The organism is Okibacterium endophyticum (assembly GCF_054780075.1).
In genome coordinates this window covers 37,950-56,219 of the sequence record NZ_BAAGXA010000011.1, presented here as the reverse complement: position 1 = coordinate 56,219, position 18,270 = coordinate 37,950, and the positions used below count along the sequence as shown (strand labels likewise).

Genomic DNA, 18,270 nt, shown 5'->3' with positions numbered 1-18,270 from the left:
GTGGTTGCCCGCACCGACCTCGTCACCGATCCCGCGATCACGGCGGGGCTGCTGCTCGCGAGACGCGGCCAGGCGTTCTATTCGCGCAAGCTCAACGAACTGGCCGATGCCGATATCGACGCGCCGTCGCTGCTGGACGGCTGGGACCGGCGACACCTCATCGCCCACGTCGGCCTGAACGCCCGTGCGCTGACACGGCTGATCGAGTGGGCTGCGACGGGCGTCGAGACGCCGATGTACACCTCACCGGAGCAACGCAACGAAGAGATCGAGTTCTCGGCCACGTTGCCGGTGCAGGCGCTGCGCAATCTCTCTGACCACGCCGCCATCCACCTCACCGTGGAATGGCGCGATCTGCCGGATGCCGCGTGGTCGAATCAGGTGCGCACCGCCCAGGGCCGCACCGTGCCCGTGTCTGAGACGGTCTGGATGCGGACCCGTGAAGTGTGGATCCACGCCGTCGACCTCGGCAACGGTGCCCGCTTCGAAGACTTTCCGCCTCAGCTGCTCGATGCTCTCACAAACGACGTGCTCGGCGTCTGGGAGAGGCGCCGCGAGGCCGAGGGATTGCCGCTGTTCCGGCTCGAGGCCATCGACCGGCCCGCACTCTCCGCGGCGGCCGGCGTCGACTCAACGCGCGGAACGGAGCCGATCGTGCTGCGCGGCACAGCGGCGGCCCTCGCCCGCTGGGCGACCGGCCGCGGGAGCGAGGGTGTGGTGACCGCCACAGGCGAAAGCGCGCCGCCGGCCCCGCGCTGGCTCTGATCTCCACTGGCTCTGCGACAATCAGCATGATGGAACCGCACGACGTCTCCGAATACACCGGCTACCTCATCCGCCGCGCCCAGCAGGCGCACGTGGCGGCCTGGCAGCGCGAGGTCTCGGCAGAGGTCACGAGCGTTCAGTTCGGCGTGCTCAACGTGCTCTCGAGCACACCCGGCGCGAGCCAGCAGCACCTGGTCGAGCGGCTCGACCTCGACCGCTCGACCATCGCCGACATCGTCGCCAGGCTTGAACGCCGTGGGCTCATCGAACGCATCCGCGACGGTGCGGACAAGCGCCGCAATGTTCTGCACCTCACGGCACTCGGCGAGAGCGAGCTGGCGGCGCTGCTCCCCCGCGTCGCGCGCGTCGACGAGGTGCTCACGCGCGGTCTTTCGGGCGACGACCGGGCGACGCTCAGGCATGTCCTGACGGCCATGCTCGACTCGCCGTCTGTGCGGGAGCTGCGCTAGGCGAACACCCACCTGGCCGCTCTTGCGACGCCATCGGGACATAACGGCGACGTCGGCGTGATGTCTGACGCCGAGGGTGGTGCCATGCCTTCTTTACCCGCTGTTATGCATACCGCCGTCCTCTACGACCGAAAAGCGTCGCAACGGGAGCACGTCCCCGCGATCGACGGGCTGCGCGGGCTCGCCAACACCGGGTGGGCCTCCGCCGAGGAGTTCGTCGGCTGCTAGACCTCATCCGGCTGCTCAGCCACCGCGCCGCGTGAAACGGCGCGTGGCTGAGCCGACCGTCGCTCCGTCGTGAGCAACGGCTATCGGCCGACGGCCGTGCGGACGAGCTCGGTGATCCTCTTCTCGACGGCCGGCGTCCAGTTGCGCACCGCGAAGCCCACCGCCCAGATGTCGCCGTCATCGAGGTTGGCCTTGTCTTCGAACCCGATGGTCGCGTAGCGCGTCTTGAACTTCTTGGCCGGTTGAATGAAGACGACGATCTTGCCCTCGGCGTTCGCATAACCCGGCATGCCGTAGTAGGTCTTGGGCACGAGATCCGGCGCTATCTCGGTGACGACCCTATGGAGCCCTTCGGCGAGCACCTTGTCTTCGGGCTCCAGCGCCGCGATGGCGTCGAGGACCGATTTCTCGCCGGCCGCTCGATTCTTGCCCGCCTTCTCTTGCTCGCGAAGCTCCTTCGCACGCTGTTTGACTGCATCGCGCTCCTCTTTGCTCAGTCCTCGGGACGTGTCTGCCTGTGCCATAGTGGTCGCTCCTTCGTGGCTCTTGTCGGTGACCGGGCGCTGTGCCGCGCACCAGTACCGAGGCTAGATGGCGAGGTTCGTCGTGTGCTTCTTCGATCCTGATCGATTCTCGGGTCCCAGACCACACGCCGCGACCACACGCCGCTGTGATCGGTGGCGCCCGGCCTCCATCTGTCGCGGGCTCGGCGACCTCGTCGAACCCACAGCACGACCGGACGGATGTCAGACCGGTGGTGTCAACGTCAGCCCCGCGGCTGCTCCTGAGCCGGGAGCGAACGCCGCGCCTCGAACAGCTCGCAGACCGTGTCGTAATAGATGTCACTCCGGCCGAGGTGGGTCATGCCGATCCGAAGACACACGGCCTGCGATGCGGTGTTCTCGGGGTTCGTCACGGCAACAACGCGGTCGAGGCCCTTGTCGAACGCGTATGTGAGCACGCGCGCGGCCGCCTCTGACGCGTATCCGTGACCCCAGGCATCCGGATGCAGGTGCCAGCCGATCTCCGTGTCGCCAGAGGGCGCACCGTCGGTTCCGGATGCCGGGATCGGCTTGAGCAGAAGAGCTCCGAGCAGCCCGTCATCGTCTTGGCGGGTGATCGCCCAGATGTGGTGAACGGGGTGCTCGAGCGCACTCCATCTCTCGATCAGCTTCACGGCCTCGTCACGCTCCTGCATAACAGAGGGAGTGGTTCCGAGAAACCTCCTGACCTCCCACCGCGAGTTCAGGTCGAAGACGAAATCGGCATCGCCTGGCTCCCAGGTGCGCAGCACAAGTCTTTCGGTCTCGAGGGTTTTCACGCAGTCGATCCTGTCACACAGACATCGCACGGACCCGAACATCTACCGCGGCCGTCAGGCGCTACTCCACTTGTGGCGCGCGCCCCGCTCTCGCCGCTCGCCCCGCTCTCGGACAGCGCGTCACAGACGGAGTGGCGGCAGCCGGGATACGCTCGTACCGTCCGCCACCACGTCTGGAGTTCCATGACCCGTGTCGCCGCGTTCGACTGCGGAACCAACTCGCTGCGCCTGCTGATCGCAGACACCGACGGCGAGTCCCTCACCGATGTCGTGCGGACTCTCGAGATCGTGCGCCTCGGCCAGGGCGTCGATCGAACCGGCAGGTTCGCCCCAGAGGCACTGGCCAGAACCATCGAGACCACCGGGCGCTACGCGGACCTCTGCCGGGAGCACAACGTCACGCGCACAAGATTCGTCGCCACCTCGGCGACGAGGGATGCCTCCAACCGCGACGAGTTCATCGGCCAGGTCCGGCAGATCCTCGGCGTTGAACCCGAGGTGATCGACGGGGCAGAAGAAGCAGCCCTCTCGTTCCGCGGTGCGCTCAGCGCGATCGCGCCGACAGGCGAGGCGGCGACACTCGTCGTGGACCTCGGCGGCGGATCCACCGAGCTCGTTCTCGGTGTGCGGCAGCCGACGGCCTCACACTCGATGGACATCGGCTCGGTGCGCATGACCGAGCGCCACGTCACGGGCGATCCGCTCGACGCGGCGGCGATCGACGGCATCCGGCGCGACACGGATGCCGCCCTCGACGTGGCGAGCGAGCACGTCGGCCTCGGCGAGGCATCCGTTCTGGTCGGTGTCGCCGGCACGATCACCACGGTGACGGCACACGCCCTGCGCCTCGAGCGCTACGACCCAGGGGCGATCCACGGGGCGGCGCTGTCGGTCGAACGGGTGCTCGCCGCGTGCGACGACCTCGCCCGTATGCCCCGCGACGCACGCGCCGCACTGCCGTACCTGCATCCCGGTCGGGTCGACGTGATCGCCGCAGGCGCCGTGGTCTGGGGTGACGTGGTGCGACGCGTGGCGGATGCCGCGAGCGCAGCGGGCAGACCGCTCACCGCTGTCGTGACGAGCGAACACGACATCCTCGACGGAACGGCGCTCTCGATCGCGTGACGTGGCGGGTCACGGCGGGGGCCGGGTCGCGCCATGCGCCATGCGGACCGGGCACAGCGACCGATAAGCCGGCGCCGATACCGTGAACTGTGCCCACACCATCCGCTCACGCCCCTGCGCGTGCGTCACGCCCCACCGTTCGTCGCCGTCTTCTTCTCGCCGCCGCCGCCGTGTGCGTCATCGTCGCCGGACTCATCTCACGCTTCGTCATCCCGGGACTCGCCGGCGACATCGCGGGCGGAGCCCTCTATGCGGCGCTCGTTTATCTCATCATCGCGCTGATCGCCCCTCGCGCCCGTGCCCTGGCGGTCGCGCTCATCGCTTTCGGGGCTTGCGCACTCGTCGAGCTGCTGCAGCTGACTCCGCTGCCGGCGACGTTGGGGGCGGCGTTCCCTCCGGCGCGGCTGATCCTCGGCAGCACGTTCGTCCCGCTCGACATGGTCGCCTATGCGCTCGGCGCGTTCGTCACGGCCGTCGTCGATCGGGCGATTCGCTCCCGACGCTCCGTCGCGTGATCACGTCGTGCGCGTTCATCCGTCACTAACGCACGCTATGCGCGATTCAGCTGGATTCATCCGGCGCTTAAGCATGTTATGTCGGCCGAATGCGTGCTTAAGCGCCGGATGAACGCGGCACGGATGCCACAGTCGGCGATCACGAGGCAGCACTCCCGTTGAGGCGCTGGTCGAGGTGCACGGTCACCTCGTCGCCCACGGTCTTGCCGATCGCCTTGCGCAGTTCGGCCTTCACCGGGAGTTTGTGGGTTCCGTCGCCGAGCGCCATGAACGAGCTCCTGAAGGGAACGCCGTCTACGGTTCCGGACACCTTCACCAGCCCGCGGGTGCCAAAGATCTCGGCCGATCTGCTGAGTTTGACGTAGGTCCAGCCGCCTTCGGCTTCGCTCTGTTCGAGCGGTGCGGTGAAGTCGATGTTCAGAGGTGTCGACGCATTCATGGTGGTGTCCTTTCGATGGTCAATGAAGAAGACCGACAGACGTGCCGATCACAAGAAGTTTGAGAAGCCAGTCGCCGGCGTGCAGAGCAGCACTGGCGGGTGCGGTCTTCTCCCAGATGATCGATCCGCTCAGCAGAACGAGCGGGAACCCGGCCCAGAGGATGATCGCCAGCAACAGCGAGTCGGGGAACCCGAGCAGCTCTGTCTGGAGGGCGATCCACGCGAACACCCCGGCTGTCACGGCGGTTCTGGCAAACTCGACAACCGCCTTCCACACTGCCGGACTCCTTTCGGGAGCGGCCCCCTTGAGCGCTTGTTGCTCGAGTGGAGAGAGAGCGATGTAGTACAGGGTGCTGAAGAGGAAGGCGGCGACTACTGCGACGCCGATGCCGACTGCGAGCACGGTTTCTCCTTTATTTAGTACGGAGTAGTACACTAATTGACATTACGATCTTAATAAGAGACTGTCAAGTACTAAAAGGAGTTGAGATGTCGTCCCGTCTTGAGTCTCGGCGCCGAGGCCGCCCACGCGGAAGCGACACCCGGCAACTGCTCACCATCGCCCGGCAGGAGTTTCTGGCCCTGGGATACGCGGGAGCCACAATGGATGCCGTCGCGGCGAAGGCGCGCATCTCAAAGCAGTCGCTCTATCGGCAATTCGCCTCGAAAGAGCTGCTGTTCGCAGCCGTGGTGAAGGACTGGGTCGATCAGGGGCGCGATGCGATGCGTCCGCACAGTGAAGCACTCCGTGAACACACCGACATCCGGGGGCGCCTTCTGCGACTCGCGCGGTCGCTGCAGGCCGGCGTGCTGAGCACACCCGTCATTCAGATGCGGGCACTTGTCGCTGCCGAAGCGCCCCGTTTTCCCGAAGTCGCCTCGGATTATGTGACCAGGAGCTGGAACGGAAACCAGCTGATGCTCGCAGAGGCGTTCACCGCCCTCGGCGAGCGCGGCGACCTGGTGATGCCCGACCCGCTCCTGGCCGCCGAACAGTTCACGTGGCTTGCCCTCGCCGCTCCTCTCAATCGGCTCACCCTCGAGGGTGCGGGCAATCGCTACCCGGAGAGCCAGCTCGAAACAATAGCCGTCGAGGCAGTCGAGACGTTCCTGAGCAGATTCGGCCGTGGCGGCCACACCGGGTCACAGCTGCCCTGACGCGAGCATGATCACGGCGTGCACAACTTCGGAGAACTGCGCCGCATCAGCGCGTTCACCCTGACGTGACCCATGATCACGGCACTGCGGCGACGAGTCTCCGAAGTTGTGCACGACCGTCCCCGCCGTCGAAGGGCGCAGCCGGCTTCGCGACACCCCGTCAACGCGCCGAGATGTTCGCCTGCCGCACGCGCGATAGCGATCAGGTCACGAATCGGCGATGTCTGCAACGGGGGGATTGAGAGGGAGGTCCGGCGCGACTATGTTCACAGGGAGCACACTCGTTCGGACAACGGCCATCTCTTGTGACTCGACGGATGCCCGTTCTGCCGGGACGGGTGCGGGTGAAAACGAGGCGCGCAACACGGCGCCCAAGACATCGTGCAGAAGAGTTCAAGGGAGAACCTCATGCGAAAGTCTGTATCCGTGATCGTTGCCGCGACGGTGGCAGCTCTTGCCGTGTCGGCATGTTCGAGCCCGTCTCCGGATGATGGGGGCACGGGTGACGAGCTGACCCCGGTCACCGTCGGTGTGATCCCGATCGTCGATGTGGCCCCGATCTATCTCGGCGTCTCTCAAGGATTCTTCGAGGAGGAAGGCCTCGAGGTCACGCTCGAGATCGCCCAGGGCGGCGCTGCGATCGTGCCGGCTGTCGTCTCTGACGAGTACCAGTTCGGGTTCAGCAATGTGACGTCGCTGCTGCTCGCCGCCCAGCAGGGAGTGCCGCTGAAGGCGGTCGCTCCCGGCAACTTCTCGACCGGGCAGGTCGGCGAGGACTTCGCCGCGGTTGTCGTCCCGGAGGACTCCGACATCGCCACCGTGGCCGATCTGGCCGGCCATACCGTTGCGGTCAACACCCTCAACAACATCGGTGACTCCACCGTGCGGAAGGTCGTCGAGGATGCCGGCGGCGACCCCATGGCTGTCGAGTTCGTCGAAATGGGCTTTCCCGACATGCCCGCTGCCATCGCAGAGGGTCAGGTCGACGCCGCCTGGATTCTCGAGCCTCATCTGACCATGGCCCTCCAGCAGGGCGCACGGGTCATCTCATGGAACTATGCGGAAGTGGACCCGGACCTGATGATCGCGGCGTACTTCACGAGCGAACAGTTCCTCTCGTCGGATCCGGATACCGTTGACGCCTTCGCGGCGGCACTGTCTCGCTCGTTCGAATACGCGGAGGAGAACCCCGAAGAGACGCGTGCTGCGCTCGACGAGTACACCACAATCGACACGGCCGTGAAAGAGGCCATGGTGATGCCTCGCTTCGAGACCTCGCTCTCGGAGGAATCGATGCAGCTCCTCGCCGACCTTGCACTCGAGTACGGTCTGGTCACCGAGCCGGTGGACATCGACAAGCTCCTGCCATGACCCCTCTCGTGTCGGGTCGCAGCACCGGAGCGAGGTCGACGCCCGTATGGGTCCTCGGCGTCGCCGGTGTCGCGACCCTGTTCCTCATCCTCGAGTTCGTGCCGCGCACCGGCCTCGTCGACCCTCGCTTTCTGCCGCCGGCATCCGAGATTCTCGTCGCCCTGGCCCAGCGCATGGCCACACCGGACTTCTGGGTCGCTCTCGGCGAGACGTTGGCGACCTGGATCATCGGCTTGTCGATCTCGGTCGTCGCCGGTGTGGTGCTCGGCATGCTGATCGGAACCGTTCCTCTGCTGAGGGCGCTCACGGCGTCGACGATCGAATTCCTGCGCCCTGTTCCCTCTGTGGCGCTTATACCCGTCGCCGTGCTCCTTCTCGGCACGGGAATGGAGTCCACACTGTTGCTCGTGGTCTACGCGAGCTTCTGGCAGGTGCTCATCCAGGTGCTGGCAGGAGCGCAGGACGTCGATCCTGTCGCATCGGACACGGCGCGGTCGTTTCGTTTCGGCCTGTTGCGGCGTACGAGCACGGTTGTCTGGCCGACCACACTCCCCTACGCGCTGACGGGCCTGCGCCTGGCTGCCTCTGTGGCGCTCATTCTCACGCTGACGGGTGAGCTGCTGATCAGCCTCGACGGTCTCGGCGGACAACTGGCCGTCGCCCGCGAGTCGGGGGCGGTTGCCGCGATGTATGCGTTCGTTGTCGTCGCCGGTGTGCTCGGTGTGCTCGTGAACCTGCTCGCACGCACTCTTGAACGAGTGACGCTCTTCTGGCATCCGTCGGTTCGAGAGGACCTGGCAGCATGACACGCCTCGCTGACATCGGTCGTCGCGTTCTGCTCATCGTCGCGCTGCCGGCCGTGCTCATCTCCCTCTGGTGGTTTGGCTCCGCCGGGAGCACCAACTACCTGAATCCGCCGCTGTCGACGGTCTTCGAGCGTTTCGGCGAGACCTGGTTCGGCGGGGAGACCTTCGGCGACTCGCGCATCGTCCGCGATGCGGTTCCCGGAATACTGCGTCTGCTCGCAGGATACGGAGCGGCACTCGTCGTCGGCATCGTCCTCGGCATCCTGATCGGATCGTCCAGGCGTCTACGGTCGTTCCTCGAGCCGGTCCTGGAGTTCTTCCGAGCGATTCCCCCACCCGTTATGGTGCCTGTTTTTATGCTCTTCCTGGGCATCGGAGCCGAGATGAAGATCGTTGTCATCGCGATGGGCTGTCTGTGGCCGATACTCCTCAACACCGTCGAAGGCGTTCGAGCGCTCGATCCTGTTCTCAGGGACACGGCGCGCTCCTATCGGCTCGGCAGACGGACCCGCGTTATGCGCATGATCCTCCCTGGAGCGAGCCCGCAGATCGTCACCGGGGCGCGGCAAGGGCTCTCGATCGGGATCATCCTGATGGTGATCAGTGAGATGTTCGCCGCTCAGGATGGACTGGGGTTCGCCATCGTGCAGTTCCAGCGCAGTTTCGCGATCCCGGAGATGTGGGGCGGCGTGATCCTCCTCGGAGTGCTCGGCGTTCTGCTCTCTCTCGTTTTCCGCCTCATCACCGACCGCGTTCTGGCGTGGTACCACGGCTATCTGAGATCCCAACGCGGAGGTGCGTGAAATTGACCGGTCCATCGACCCCCTCGACCACGAATGAGAGCGCAGCTCTGGAGGTGAGTTCCCTCGGCAAGGTGTACCTCGGGCGCGGTGACCCCGTCGAGGCTATCGCCGATCTCAGCTTCTCCGTCGGCTCCGGCGAGTTCCTGTGCGTCGTCGGCCCGTCCGGCGCGGGCAAGACCACCCTTCTTCGTTGCCTTGCGGGCCTCCTGCCCGCGACGACGGGTTCCGTCTCGCTGGCCGGCGAGAGGGTGACCGGGCCGCCTCCTGGCCTCGCGGTCGTCCTCCAGGAGTACGGTCGATCCCTCTTTCCGTGGATGACAGTGGCTCAGAACGTCGAGCTCCCCCTCAAAGAGAAGCGTGTGCCGAAGGGGGAACGCCACAGACTCGTCTCCGAGTCCCTCTCGGCCGTCGGCCTCGCCGACGTCGGACGTTCGTATCCCTGGCAGCTGTCCGGTGGTATGCAACAGAGAGTCGCCATCGCGCGGGCAACCGCATATGAACCGCAGGTGCTTCTGATGGACGAGCCATTCGCGGCCGTCGACGCGCAGACCCGGTTCGAGCTCGAAGACCTCGTGCGGTCGCTCTGGAAGCGCCTCGGCGTGACAGTGGTTTTCGTCACACACGATATCGACGAGGCGATCTACCTCGGAGAGCGCGTGCTTGTGCTCTCTGCGCGGCCGACGGTTCTGCTCGAGGATGTGAGGGTCGGTCTCGGCGCCGATCGCGATCAGCTGACGACGAGGGCCGAGCCCGAGTTCGCGCGGCTGCGCACTCACGTCTATGAGCTGGTGCAGGCAGCCAAGCGTGGTGCTCGCTCGCTCGAGGAGGCCGGGACCACCCACTGAGGGTGCGTACGTCCTCGACTTCTTGCTCTCTCGGAGCGGCGGCGTGCGCACAACGCCCGTGTGCGCAATCGTGTGGAGACACCCCAACGAGGAGGACCTGTGAACGACGCTCCCGATGTGCAGCACTCCGGTGAGTTCGTGCAGTCCCTCGACAAGGGTCTTGCCGTCATCCGCGCCTTTGGTGCGCGTCGCCCCGCGCTCACCGTGAGCGAGGTGGCGAAGGAGACAGGGCTGAGCCGTGCCTCCGCTCGCCGGTTCCTGCATACGCTCGTCGGACTCGGATACATGAGCACAGACGGGCGGGAGTTCTCGCTCAGGCCACGCGTTCTCGATCTCGGCTACTCCTATCTCGCAAGTCTGTCCCTGCCCGAGATCGCTCAGCCGCATCTCGAGTGTCTCACCGCGGAAGTCGGAGAATCGGCGTCCGTCGCGGTGCTCGACGGCCTCGACATCGTCTACGTCGCTCGCGTCGCGACCCATCGGATCATGTCGGCGGCGATCGGAGTGGGGACCCGGTTCCCGGCCTTCGCCACGTCGATGGGACGTGCGATACTCGGTGGCGGCTCGGTCGAGCGGCAGGAGGAGTTTTTGTCGTCGGTCCACCCCGAGCCCCTCACCGTTCATACGATCACCGACATCGGGTTGCTTCGTGAAGCGCTCGAAGAGGTGCGAGGTCAGGGCTGGGCCCTCGTGGATCAAGAGCTCGAAGAAGGGCTGCGGTCGGTGGCTGCACCTTTGCGCGACGCAACCGGGCGGGTGGTGGCTGCCGTTAATGTGTCAGCTCCGATCCGTCGGGGCGATGTGGATGAGATCGTCGCCAGCATCCTGCCCTCCGTGCTTCGCGCCGCTCGGCTGATCGAAGAGGACCTGTTGCGAACGGGAACACGTATCCGCTGACTCGAGAGCGGCCGCCATCGCGCCGGCCCACCGCTTTCATCCGTTTCGGACGGTATCCACCCCCATGCGGGGTGAGTCGGTCCGAAACGGATGAACGGCGGTCTCAGGAACCTGCTTCGTCCGAGGTCGAGGTCGAGGTGGCGACGAGAAAGTCGAACAGAGCGCTGTAACGCGCGGTGCGCATGGCGCCGGACGGACGGGCCAAACCGACGAGAGTCGAGGGCACACCGTCGGTGATCTCGAGCGGGACCACCTCGTGCCCGTCATATGTCCAGCGCGACGCGGGCCTCTGGAACAACACGGCGTAGCCCAGCCCGCGCCCCACCAGGCAGCGCACGGCCTCGTAGCTGCTCGTTGTGCATCCCACCGCGGGCTCGAGGCCGAGCGCGGCGAACATCGACTCCGTGTTCTTTCGGGTGGGGTGCACATCGAGCACGATGAGGGGCTCGGTGACCAGGTCGCGAAGCCGGGCGCTCCCGCGCGAAGCGAGTGGATGCCCGTCGGCGACGAGCACATACGGGCGATACTCCTGCACGGACTCGAAGGCCAGCTGGTCCGATACGTCGACGCGGTACATCAGCGCAGCATCCACACGCCCCTGCAGAAGAAGCTCGTGCAGCTCTGGTGCGGATGCCTCAACGAAGTCCAGTTCGAGGGCGGGGTTGCGGCGGCGAAAATCCTGCAGGATGCTCGGCAGGTAGAAGGGAGTGAGGGTCGAGAAGACGCCGACGCTGAAGCGCCCGGTCAGACTCGTGGCCGCCTGCCAGGCATCCGCCGCGAGCACCTCTGCTCCCGCGAGCAGACGTCGCGCCAGCGACAGCACCCGCGCGCCGGCCGGTGTGAGCGTCACCCCCTTTCCCTTGCGTCTCACGAACAGCTGAAGCGAGAGATGCCGCTCGAGGTCTCCGAGCGAGAGAGCGAGAGCCGATGCGCTCACGTGGCAACGGTCTGCCGCGGCGGTCAGCGACCCCTCACTTGCGATGGCGTCGAAGTACTCCAGTTGTCGGAGAGTGAACGGAAGGGACGTCATCACAGTTTCTCTGGGGTGTGTGCTTGCATAAACATGTTTTCCTTTTTGAACGGAACTGTCAAGACTGGAGGCCGTCGACATCGACAGAAAGCAGTTCAAGGAGGAACAGATCGTGCCCAAGAATCTCGAAGAGGCCATTGCCGCAGCCGGAAGCCCCGTCAACCTGCTGTGGGAGTCGCAGAGCCCTCCTGCAGTTGTTCCCCGTGTCGCGCAGGAGTTCTCCAACTGGCGCGACGAGCAGCTCGCGTGGCGTCGCACAGCCGTGCTGTTCGACCAGTCGCACCACATGGCCGACCTGAACATCAAGGGGCCGGACGCCCTCAAGCTGATCAGCGACCTCGCCGTCAACAGCGTCGAGAACTTTCCCGTCGACAAGGCGAAGCAGTTCGTGGCCGTCAATCACGACGGCTACGTCATCGGCGACAACATCCTCTTCCACCTCGAAGAAGACGAGTACCAGGCGGTCGGCATCCCGCCGTCGATCAACTGGCTTCACTACCACGCAGAAACCGGCGGCTATAACGTGCGTGTGTGGCGAGACGACAACTCGCTCGTGCGCAAAGGTGAGCCCGTGCTCTACCGCTACCAGGTGCAGGGCCCTGGCGCCCTCGACCTCATGCGCGACGCGATCGGCGAGGAGCCGCCGCGCCTGAAGTTCTTCGGCATGACCCGGTTCACCATCGGGGGCAAAGAGGTCCGCGCACTCCGGCACGGGATGGCGGGTGAGCCCGGTTATGAGATGTGGGGCCCGTGGGAGGACAACGATGCGGTGCACGGAGCCCTTCTCGAAGCAGGCAAGGCCCACGGGCTCGTGCAGGTCGGTGCGCGCGCCTACCACACCAACGCCCTCGAGTCGGGGTGGCTCCCCCGCCCGCTGCCCGCCATCTACACGGGCGAGCGCATGGCCGACTACCGCCGCTGGCTCGCCGACAACGCATACGAGACCATCTCGCCGCTCGGCGGCAGCTTCCACTCCGAGAACATCGAGGACTACTACATCACTCCGTACGAGCTCGACTACGGCCGTATCGTCTCGTTCGACCACGACTTCGTCGGCCGCGAGGCCCTCGAGCGTATGGAGGCCGACGGCAAAACGGATACGCGCCGCAAGGTGACACTCGTGTGGAACGGCGATGACACGGAGAAGGCGTTCGGCTCCATCTTCCACAAGGGCCCGGGAGCGAAGTTCTTCAACCTGCCGATGGCGTTGTACGACACGTTCCACTTCGACCGTGTCGAATCAGACGGCTCGATCGTCGGAGTGTCGACGTGGACGGGATACTCGTCGAACGAGCGGTCCATCCTGTCGCTCGCCGTGGTGTCGCCGGAGTTCGCTGAGCCGGGCACAGAGGTGACTGTCGTCTGGGGCGAGGACACACCCTCGTCGAAGCTCCAGGTGGAGGACCACGTGCAGGTGTCGATCAGGGCGACAGTGCAGCCGGCACCGCTCTATGAGACGGCCCGCACCGTCTATCGCGCCGACGCCTGAGCCGGCACCGGTGCGGCTGACGCACGTGGATCCTGCCGCACCGGTCCGGCGTCGACGGGAGCCGACAGGAGCCGGGCAGTGTCAGAGGTCCAGCCGCCGGCCGAAGCTCCTCGCGGCCCGTGGTCTCGGCGAGCACACCGTCAGGTCTCGCAACCGCACGATCTCGTGCGGTTGCAGGCCGGCGGTTCGCGCGAAGTCCTCGACCGAGGCGAACCCGCCGCGCTCCGTTCTGGCCTTGACCACCGCCTTCGCCGACCGGCGATCCATGCCGGGCAACCGAGAGAGCTCGCGCTGCGACGCCGTGTTCACGTCGATCGGTTCCGGCTCGGGTTCAGCGGGCCGCGCGGCGGTGCGCGACGTGCCCGGCGCTCTCAACGAACGAGAGGAACCAGGCGGACCTGCCGTCACGGCATCCGACAGGTAATCCGATCTGTCGGTTCCCGGTGCGTTCACGAGCTCCTCTGCCTCGGCCGGCGGCGTCGCCTGCGATTGCTTCTCGGAGCGTGCGCCCCTGCGCACAGCCGACGTCCGGTCAGCGCGTGAACCCGATGAACTATTCGCCGCCGCCGAGCCGATGCGAACACCCGCAAAACTCTCACCGCGCTCGCGTCGCCCCCACTGGAGCGCGAGCCAGCGCGGGTTCACGGTCAGCGCATGGATGATGCTCCCCACGTAGTACGCGCCCCACAGCACGATGTCCCAGGCTTCCCAGAGCTCGAGCGACAGAACGACCGCCACAACCGCATACACGATTCCCGACACCGTCCACCGGGTGTTGCGACCGAGGATCCCGATGACGAGGAAGGCCGCCCAGGTCATCACGCCGCCGGGAATCAGCACCAGGAGCATCCAGAGGCTCCACGCGATCATCCATCCCGTGGTCGGGCCGGCGCTGGTGTCTCGTGCGGTGGTGTTCGTCATGCCCTATCCGCCGGTACGCACATTGAGCACCATCGTCACCGTGCTGTCTTCTTCCGTCGTCTCAGAGACGAGCTCGAACCCGGACGCCTCTGCACGAGAACGGATGCGCTCGGCCACAGCGGTCTGCACTCTCGCGGCATAGGCGGCATCCAGCCGGTTGAGCAGGTCTCTCGCCGTGACCTCGTCGACATCGCCGCCGTCCGCGCCCGTGAGGTGTGCCTCCCAGATGCCGTCGACTGTCTTCGCCATGTCGAGAGCCACACCGTCGACGACCGCCGCGAGCGCATCAGCCGTCAGATCGATGTCGACAGCACCGAGGTCGCGGAGTGCCTCGGCGAGCAGTCCTTCGTCTTTCATGCGCGTGCGAACGCTCAGCCTCACCGGCTCCTCCGGCGCAGCTGCCGATGCGCCCTCGTCGCGCGATGCGGCGAACGCCCCTCGCACGCCGACGCCGCCGACCAGTCCGGCCGCCGCCAGCGCGACGGGTATCAGCAGAATCGTCACGCTCATCGTGTGTGCTCCTCGTGTGCAGGGCGGCGTATCGGGCGGTCGGCTCGTGGGCCGAGGCCGTCGAGCAGGTTCTCGAGAGCGAGATCGTCTGCCCACCCGTTGACGTCGACCCGTCCGTCTGGCCGGATGCGGATCTCGAGTCTGTCGGGCGAGCCCTGCTCCTCTATACGCCGCACCTCGTCTGCATAGACATCGGTGAGCGCGTGGATGCCCTGGTTCGTCGAACCGATCCAGGGGCGCCTGGTGTCGAGCCGATCGCGCAGATACGGGCCGTCGACGAGCAGATCCGTGGCGGACAGCAGCCGGTGGATGTCGTCGCGCGAGGTCATCCACTCCCGCAGGTTGGAGAAGGTGTATCCGGTGAAGGTCATCACGGTCAGTCCGGCGGCACGAAACGCCTCGGCGATCACGGCCATCGCATCGGCCTGGTCGAAGGGCTCACCGCCGAGCAGCGTGATGCCCTCTGCGCCGGCGGCCCTGGTCTCGTCGACGAAACGCGACGCAAGGGCATCCGCATCGTCTAATGCCCCGCCGGCCTCGGCCCAGAGGTGCGGGTTGAAGCACCCGGGGCACCTCACCGAGCACCCCTGCACCCACAGCGCCGCGCGAACTCCAGGGCCCTCGGCCTCGGTCGCCGGCAGAAACCGGGACCACCGCAGCTCGCTCCGTCGGCGCCTGGCCGGCATCACAGCACCGAGCCCGGGCGAAGCCGAAGCCGAAGCCGAAGCCGAAGCCGAAGCGATCGTCACGTCGGTCACCGCACCCATCATGCACCGTCCCAGTTGCGCTGCCCGATCACGTCGTCCTGGCGCACGGGAACCTGGTGATACGCCTCGGTGAACGACGATTCGGATGCTTCGGCGTCGAGCAGGTCTTCGAGCGCCACGATGTAGTCGAGGCACTCTTCGCCGTACATCCCCACCGTCTCGGCGTGCACGCTTCCGTCTGGGCGGACCTGGATGATGAGCTTCTTCTTGTCAGACATGTCGTCTCCTATGTGGCATCGCGTCTGCTCCGGCCTAGAAGTCCACTGTGCGTCCGCCGCGGTGCGACGACACAACCGTGGCGGACTCTGTGCCATCCACCTGTTCCGCCCGGTCTCCGGCATCGAGGTCTTCGCTCCCCGTGGCCCTCACGGCCCTGATCGCCGCCCACTCGCGGATCTCGTGCACGTCTTCTGCCTGGGTCACGGCGAGCGGGATCATGTCAGACACCGCCCGCTCGAGGTCGGCACGGGTGACGGTGCGGTTCTCGGCGAATGCCTCATAGAGGGCGCCGACGACAGCCTGCTCGATCTCGGCGCCCGAATAGTTCTCGCTCACCTGCACCAGGCGGTCGATGACGGCGGCGTCTGCGGCGAGCGGGCTGAGCCCGTTCGGTCCCTTCGCCCGCGACGCCAGCTGGATCGACCAGATCGCGCGCCGTTCGACTGCCGTCGGCAGGTCGACGAAGAAGATCTCGTCGAAGCGCCCCTTGCGCATGAACTCGGGCGGAAGAGCGTCGATGTTGTTCGCTGTCGCGACGACGAACACCGGATGCTTCTTCTCTTGCATCCAGGTGAGGAACGATCCGAAGACACGAGCAGTCGTTCCGGAGTCGCCGTTGCCCGTGGTGTTCGAGAAGCCCTTCTCGATCTCGTCGACCCAGAGGATGCACGGCGCGACCGCCTCGGCGGTGGCGATCGCGGTCCGCAGGTTCTGTTCAGACGAGCCGACGAGCCCGGAGAAGATCCGGCCGATGTCGAGGCGCAGGAGCGGCAGACCCCACGACGACGCCGTCGCCTTGGCGGTGAGCGACTTTCCGCACCCGGGCACCCCGGTGATGAGCACGCCCTTCGGGGCGGGGAGCCCGAACGCCTCCGCGTCGGCGAGCCACGCCCCCTCTCTGCGTGACAGCCAGCGTTTGATGTTGTTCAACCCGCCGACCTGTTCGAGGTCGAGGTCGCTCTCGACGAACTCGAGCAACCCCGACTTGCTCACGGTCTGGCGCTTCTCATCGAGCACGACCTCGATGTCGGCTCCGCTCAACACACCGTCGTCGACCATGGCCCTCGCGAATGCGTTCTCGGCCTCTGCCATCGTCAGGCCGAGCGCGGCCTGCACGAGCCGCTCGAGGTCGTGCTCGTCCGCATCGACGGTGATGCGGCCTTTGCCCGAGCTGTTGTTGGTGATCATCGTGTCGAGCAGCTCGCGCAACTCTGTGCGGTTCGGCAGGGGAAAGTCCAGCAGGCTCGTAACCTTGTCGAGCTCGGGCGGGATGACGCGAACCGGTGCGGTGATGACCATCGCGCGGGCGGCATCCGCGTGCCTGAACTCGAGAACGGTCTCACGCACCTTGCGGATGATCGAGGCCTCTCCCGGTCGATGCTCGCTGCCGAAGTATGCGTGCAGATCGCAGAAGACGAACACGGCGTTCTCGGTGATCGTGAGTGTGTGTTCGAGGGCGCGTGTGGGATTGGTGGTGTTGCTCACCGACGAGCCGTCCGGCTTCAGCAGGCCGGTTGCAGAGGTCCAGACCCACATTCCCCGAGGGGTGCGAAGAGCGGATGCCGCCTTGCGCACCTCGTCGAGCACACGCACCTCTTCACTCGTCTCGATGTAGAGCAGCGGCAAACGTGCCTTGAGCGCCTGGTCGAATGTCTGGGCGAACGTCATCTAATCGTTCCCTTCACCCGACGTGGCGCCGGATTCTGTCTGCGGGTCTTCTGGGGTTGCGGAGTCGGGCTGATCCGTCTGGTTCGTCTCGTCATCCGGATCATCCGTCGCGATCTCGTCGATGGTCACCGACCACGCACCATCCTCTTCGTCTGACTCGATGGCGAAGATCACAACGGATGTCTCGTCCCACGAGATCCGCCGATCGACGCGACCGGATTCGATGATCGGCCTGTCGTCGTCTGTGTCGGTATAGATGCTCACAAAGAAGATGCCGTCACCTTTGTGCACGAAGCGGGCGCTGAGCGCATCGCCCTCATAGATCAGGTAGGCATTGCCCTCTCCGCCGACGGTGCCGTCCACGGTCTGCAGCTCGGCGGGCTCGAGCGAGAGCTCCCAGGGCGCGTCTGCCTGCACCCAGAGTTCAAGAGTCCCCTCGGGCGGGATCACGATGCTCTCTTCTCCCTCGGCCAGGTATCCGACGTTCCGCGGCCAAGGCCGGTCGTCCGGTGGCAGGTCGACGTCGATGTCGCCGGTCTCGGTCATGTAGACGTCGACGACATCGTCTTCGCCTCCGGACTCGAGTCGCACGAGCAGCGGCACATTCTCGCCCGGCTCCTGGTCGATGCGGATGACGCTGTCTCCCTCGCCCGTCCAGGTGCCGTTGTCGCCCCGTTCGGCGACGACGGGGTCCTGTGCGTCCCACGGGTACGCATCGCCACCACCGCCGCCTCCGAGTGCCACAAGACCGCCGCGGTCCTCGTCCCACCCGACCTGCGTGAATGTCGTGAACGCGACAATCACCATCACCACGGTTCCGAGAACCCAGCTCACCGTCGAAAAACGTCGGATGCGCCGGTTCGCGGCCGCGGACACCGGCTGCTGCGACGAACTCATGTGGAAATCTGCCCTCCGATGACCCA

Annotated in this window: 23 protein-coding genes; 12 read left to right on the top strand and 11 right to left on the bottom strand. The window is 66.0% G+C overall.

All coding sequences use genetic code 11. The annotated features are described in order from the left end of the window. From ACYVF5_RS14020 to ACYVF5_RS14010, 3 genes are all read left to right on the top strand, one after another. The gene (locus ACYVF5_RS14020) at positions 1 to 765 is read left to right on the top strand and encodes a maleylpyruvate isomerase family mycothiol-dependent enzyme (protein WP_460947464.1); all 765 of its coding nucleotides are present in this window, start codon (positions 1 to 3) and stop codon (positions 763 to 765) included. Between the two features lie 29 nt (positions 766 to 794). Next, positions 795 to 1,235 (top strand): MarR family winged helix-turn-helix transcriptional regulator, encoded by a 441-nt coding sequence (locus ACYVF5_RS14015; protein WP_460947462.1) that lies wholly within the window; start codon positions 795 to 797, stop codon positions 1,233 to 1,235. An 84-nt stretch (positions 1,236 to 1,319) separates the two neighbouring features. Next, on the top strand, positions 1,320 to 1,463 hold the full coding sequence (locus tag ACYVF5_RS14010; RefSeq protein ID WP_460947460.1) for a hypothetical protein: 144 nt from the start codon (positions 1,320 to 1,322) through the stop codon (positions 1,461 to 1,463). Between the two features lie 80 nt (positions 1,464 to 1,543). Here the strand turns inward: ACYVF5_RS14010 and ACYVF5_RS14005 are convergent, their stop codons facing one another. After that, positions 1,544 to 1,987, bottom strand: a complete 444-nt coding sequence (locus ACYVF5_RS14005; protein ID WP_460947458.1) for an iron chaperone — start codon at positions 1,985 to 1,987, stop codon at positions 1,544 to 1,546. A 242-nt stretch (positions 1,988 to 2,229) separates the two neighbouring features. After that, positions 2,230 to 2,784, bottom strand: a complete 555-nt coding sequence (locus tag ACYVF5_RS14000; protein WP_460947456.1) for a GNAT family N-acetyltransferase — start codon at positions 2,782 to 2,784, stop codon at positions 2,230 to 2,232. Positions 2,785 to 2,967: 183 nt separating this feature from the next. On the opposite strand from ACYVF5_RS14000, the gene ACYVF5_RS13995 reads away from it, so the two are divergent. Both ACYVF5_RS13995 and ACYVF5_RS13990 read left to right on the top strand, forming a co-directional pair. Continuing rightward, a complete protein-coding gene (locus tag ACYVF5_RS13995) occupies positions 2,968 to 3,909 on the top strand; it encodes a Ppx/GppA phosphatase family protein (protein ID WP_460947454.1) in 942 nt (313 codons plus the stop codon). An 89-nt stretch (positions 3,910 to 3,998) separates the two neighbouring features. Further along, positions 3,999 to 4,424, top strand: coding sequence for a ribosomal maturation YjgA family protein (locus ACYVF5_RS13990; protein ID WP_460947452.1), 426 nt, complete (start codon positions 3,999 to 4,001; stop codon positions 4,422 to 4,424). 139 nt (positions 4,425 to 4,563) lie between these two features. Here ACYVF5_RS13990 and ACYVF5_RS13985 read toward each other — a convergent pair whose 3' ends face one another. Both ACYVF5_RS13985 and ACYVF5_RS13980 read right to left on the bottom strand, forming a co-directional pair. Then, positions 4,564 to 4,863 (bottom strand): DUF1905 domain-containing protein, encoded by a 300-nt coding sequence (locus tag ACYVF5_RS13985; RefSeq protein ID WP_460947450.1) that lies wholly within the window; start codon positions 4,861 to 4,863, stop codon positions 4,564 to 4,566. Positions 4,864 to 4,882: 19 nt separating this feature from the next. Next, positions 4,883 to 5,266: a DUF1761 domain-containing protein gene (locus ACYVF5_RS13980; RefSeq protein WP_460947448.1), complete on the bottom strand. Its 384-nt coding sequence runs from the start codon at positions 5,264 to 5,266 to the stop codon at positions 4,883 to 4,885. 86 nt (positions 5,267 to 5,352) lie between these two features. On the opposite strand from ACYVF5_RS13980, the gene ACYVF5_RS13975 reads away from it, so the two are divergent. The 6 genes from ACYVF5_RS13975 to ACYVF5_RS13950 all read left to right on the top strand — a co-directional run bounded on the left by ACYVF5_RS13975 (position 5,353) and on the right by ACYVF5_RS13950 (position 10,743). Next, on the top strand, positions 5,353 to 6,021 hold the full coding sequence (locus ACYVF5_RS13975) for a TetR/AcrR family transcriptional regulator (protein WP_460947446.1): 669 nt from the start codon (positions 5,353 to 5,355) through the stop codon (positions 6,019 to 6,021). 408 nt (positions 6,022 to 6,429) lie between these two features. Next, positions 6,430 to 7,392, top strand: a complete 963-nt coding sequence (locus ACYVF5_RS13970; protein ID WP_460947444.1) for an ABC transporter substrate-binding protein — start codon at positions 6,430 to 6,432, stop codon at positions 7,390 to 7,392. After that, the gene (locus ACYVF5_RS13965; RefSeq protein WP_460947442.1) at positions 7,389 to 8,198 is read left to right on the top strand and encodes an ABC transporter permease; all 810 of its coding nucleotides are present in this window, start codon (positions 7,389 to 7,391) and stop codon (positions 8,196 to 8,198) included. The genes ACYVF5_RS13970 and ACYVF5_RS13965 overlap by 4 nt, the downstream gene beginning before the upstream one ends. Next, positions 8,195 to 9,001 carry an ABC transporter permease gene (locus ACYVF5_RS13960; RefSeq protein ID WP_460947440.1) on the top strand — a complete coding sequence of 269 codons (807 nt, stop codon included), beginning with the start codon at positions 8,195 to 8,197 and terminating at the stop codon, positions 8,999 to 9,001. Before ACYVF5_RS13965 ends, ACYVF5_RS13960 begins: the two co-directional genes overlap by 4 nt. A gap of 2 nt (positions 9,002 to 9,003) precedes the next feature. Next, positions 9,004 to 9,846, top strand: coding sequence for an ABC transporter ATP-binding protein (locus tag ACYVF5_RS13955; protein ID WP_460947438.1), 843 nt, complete (start codon positions 9,004 to 9,006; stop codon positions 9,844 to 9,846). A 99-nt stretch (positions 9,847 to 9,945) separates the two neighbouring features. Next, on the top strand, positions 9,946 to 10,743 hold the full coding sequence (locus ACYVF5_RS13950) for an IclR family transcriptional regulator domain-containing protein (protein WP_460947436.1): 798 nt from the start codon (positions 9,946 to 9,948) through the stop codon (positions 10,741 to 10,743). Between the two features lie 103 nt (positions 10,744 to 10,846). Here ACYVF5_RS13950 and ACYVF5_RS13945 read toward each other — a convergent pair whose 3' ends face one another. Further along, positions 10,847 to 11,773 (bottom strand): LysR family transcriptional regulator, encoded by a 927-nt coding sequence (locus ACYVF5_RS13945; RefSeq protein WP_460947434.1) that lies wholly within the window; start codon positions 11,771 to 11,773, stop codon positions 10,847 to 10,849. Between the two features lie 112 nt (positions 11,774 to 11,885). Between ACYVF5_RS13945 and ACYVF5_RS13940 the strand changes: the two genes are divergently transcribed. After that, entirely contained in the window at positions 11,886 to 13,262 is a 1,377-nt protein-coding gene (locus tag ACYVF5_RS13940; RefSeq protein WP_460947432.1) for an aminomethyl transferase family protein, read from the top strand. An 81-nt stretch (positions 13,263 to 13,343) separates the two neighbouring features. Here ACYVF5_RS13940 and ACYVF5_RS13935 read toward each other — a convergent pair whose 3' ends face one another. From ACYVF5_RS13935 to ACYVF5_RS13910, 6 genes are read right to left on the bottom strand one after another with little or no spacing between them, the layout of a single operon-like run. Further along, positions 13,344 to 14,183, bottom strand: a complete 840-nt coding sequence (locus ACYVF5_RS13935) for a ComEA family DNA-binding protein (protein ID WP_460947430.1) — start codon at positions 14,181 to 14,183, stop codon at positions 13,344 to 13,346. 3 nt (positions 14,184 to 14,186) lie between these two features. Next, positions 14,187 to 14,693, bottom strand: coding sequence for a hypothetical protein (locus ACYVF5_RS13930; protein WP_460947429.1), 507 nt, complete (start codon positions 14,691 to 14,693; stop codon positions 14,187 to 14,189). Beyond that, a complete protein-coding gene (locus ACYVF5_RS13925) occupies positions 14,690 to 15,451 on the bottom strand; it encodes a 4Fe-4S single cluster domain-containing protein (protein WP_460947427.1) in 762 nt (253 codons plus the stop codon). Before ACYVF5_RS13925 ends, ACYVF5_RS13930 begins: the two co-directional genes overlap by 4 nt. Positions 15,452 to 15,459: 8 nt before the next feature. After that, positions 15,460 to 15,678 (bottom strand): DUF2997 domain-containing protein, encoded by a 219-nt coding sequence (locus ACYVF5_RS13920; protein WP_460947425.1) that lies wholly within the window; start codon positions 15,676 to 15,678, stop codon positions 15,460 to 15,462. 34 nt (positions 15,679 to 15,712) lie between these two features. Beyond that, on the bottom strand, positions 15,713 to 17,347 hold the full coding sequence (locus ACYVF5_RS13915) for an AAA family ATPase (RefSeq protein WP_460947423.1): 1,635 nt from the start codon (positions 17,345 to 17,347) through the stop codon (positions 15,713 to 15,715). Further along, positions 17,348 to 18,244: a hypothetical protein gene (locus ACYVF5_RS13910; protein ID WP_460947421.1), complete on the bottom strand. Its 897-nt coding sequence runs from the start codon at positions 18,242 to 18,244 to the stop codon at positions 17,348 to 17,350. Positions 18,245 to 18,270 lie beyond the last annotated feature (26 nt).

Excerpts from the sequence above, each read along its gene's own strand:
- ACYVF5_RS13920 (WP_460947425.1), bottom strand. The coding sequence starts at position 15,678 with ATGTCTGACAAGAAGAAGCTCATCATCCAGGTCCGCCCAGACGGAAGC.
- ACYVF5_RS13910 (WP_460947421.1), bottom strand. The coding sequence starts at position 18,244 with ATGAGTTCGTCGCAGCAGCCGGTGTCCGCGGCCGCGAACCGGCGCATC.
- ACYVF5_RS13975 (WP_460947446.1), top strand. The coding sequence starts at position 5,353 with ATGTCGTCCCGTCTTGAGTCTCGGCGCCGAGGCCGCCCACGCGGAAGC.
- ACYVF5_RS13935 (WP_460947430.1), bottom strand. The coding sequence starts at position 14,183 with ATGACGAACACCACCGCACGAGACACCAGCGCCGGCCCGACCACGGGA.
- ACYVF5_RS13930 (WP_460947429.1), bottom strand. The coding sequence starts at position 14,693 with ATGAGCGTGACGATTCTGCTGATACCCGTCGCGCTGGCGGCGGCCGGA.
- ACYVF5_RS13960 (WP_460947440.1), top strand. The coding sequence starts at position 8,195 with ATGACACGCCTCGCTGACATCGGTCGTCGCGTTCTGCTCATCGTCGCG.
- ACYVF5_RS13985 (WP_460947450.1), bottom strand. The coding sequence starts at position 4,863 with ATGAATGCGTCGACACCTCTGAACATCGACTTCACCGCACCGCTCGAA.
- ACYVF5_RS13915 (WP_460947423.1), bottom strand. The coding sequence starts at position 17,347 with ATGACGTTCGCCCAGACATTCGACCAGGCGCTCAAGGCACGTTTGCCG.
- ACYVF5_RS13995 (WP_460947454.1), top strand. The coding sequence starts at position 2,968 with ATGACCCGTGTCGCCGCGTTCGACTGCGGAACCAACTCGCTGCGCCTG.
- ACYVF5_RS13945 (WP_460947434.1), bottom strand. The coding sequence starts at position 11,773 with ATGACGTCCCTTCCGTTCACTCTCCGACAACTGGAGTACTTCGACGCC.
- ACYVF5_RS14010 (WP_460947460.1), top strand. The coding sequence starts at position 1,320 with ATGCCTTCTTTACCCGCTGTTATGCATACCGCCGTCCTCTACGACCGA.
- ACYVF5_RS14005 (WP_460947458.1), bottom strand. The coding sequence starts at position 1,987 with ATGGCACAGGCAGACACGTCCCGAGGACTGAGCAAAGAGGAGCGCGAT.
- ACYVF5_RS13970 (WP_460947444.1), top strand. The coding sequence starts at position 6,430 with ATGCGAAAGTCTGTATCCGTGATCGTTGCCGCGACGGTGGCAGCTCTT.
- ACYVF5_RS13965 (WP_460947442.1), top strand. The coding sequence starts at position 7,389 with ATGACCCCTCTCGTGTCGGGTCGCAGCACCGGAGCGAGGTCGACGCCC.
- ACYVF5_RS14015 (WP_460947462.1), top strand. The coding sequence starts at position 795 with ATGGAACCGCACGACGTCTCCGAATACACCGGCTACCTCATCCGCCGC.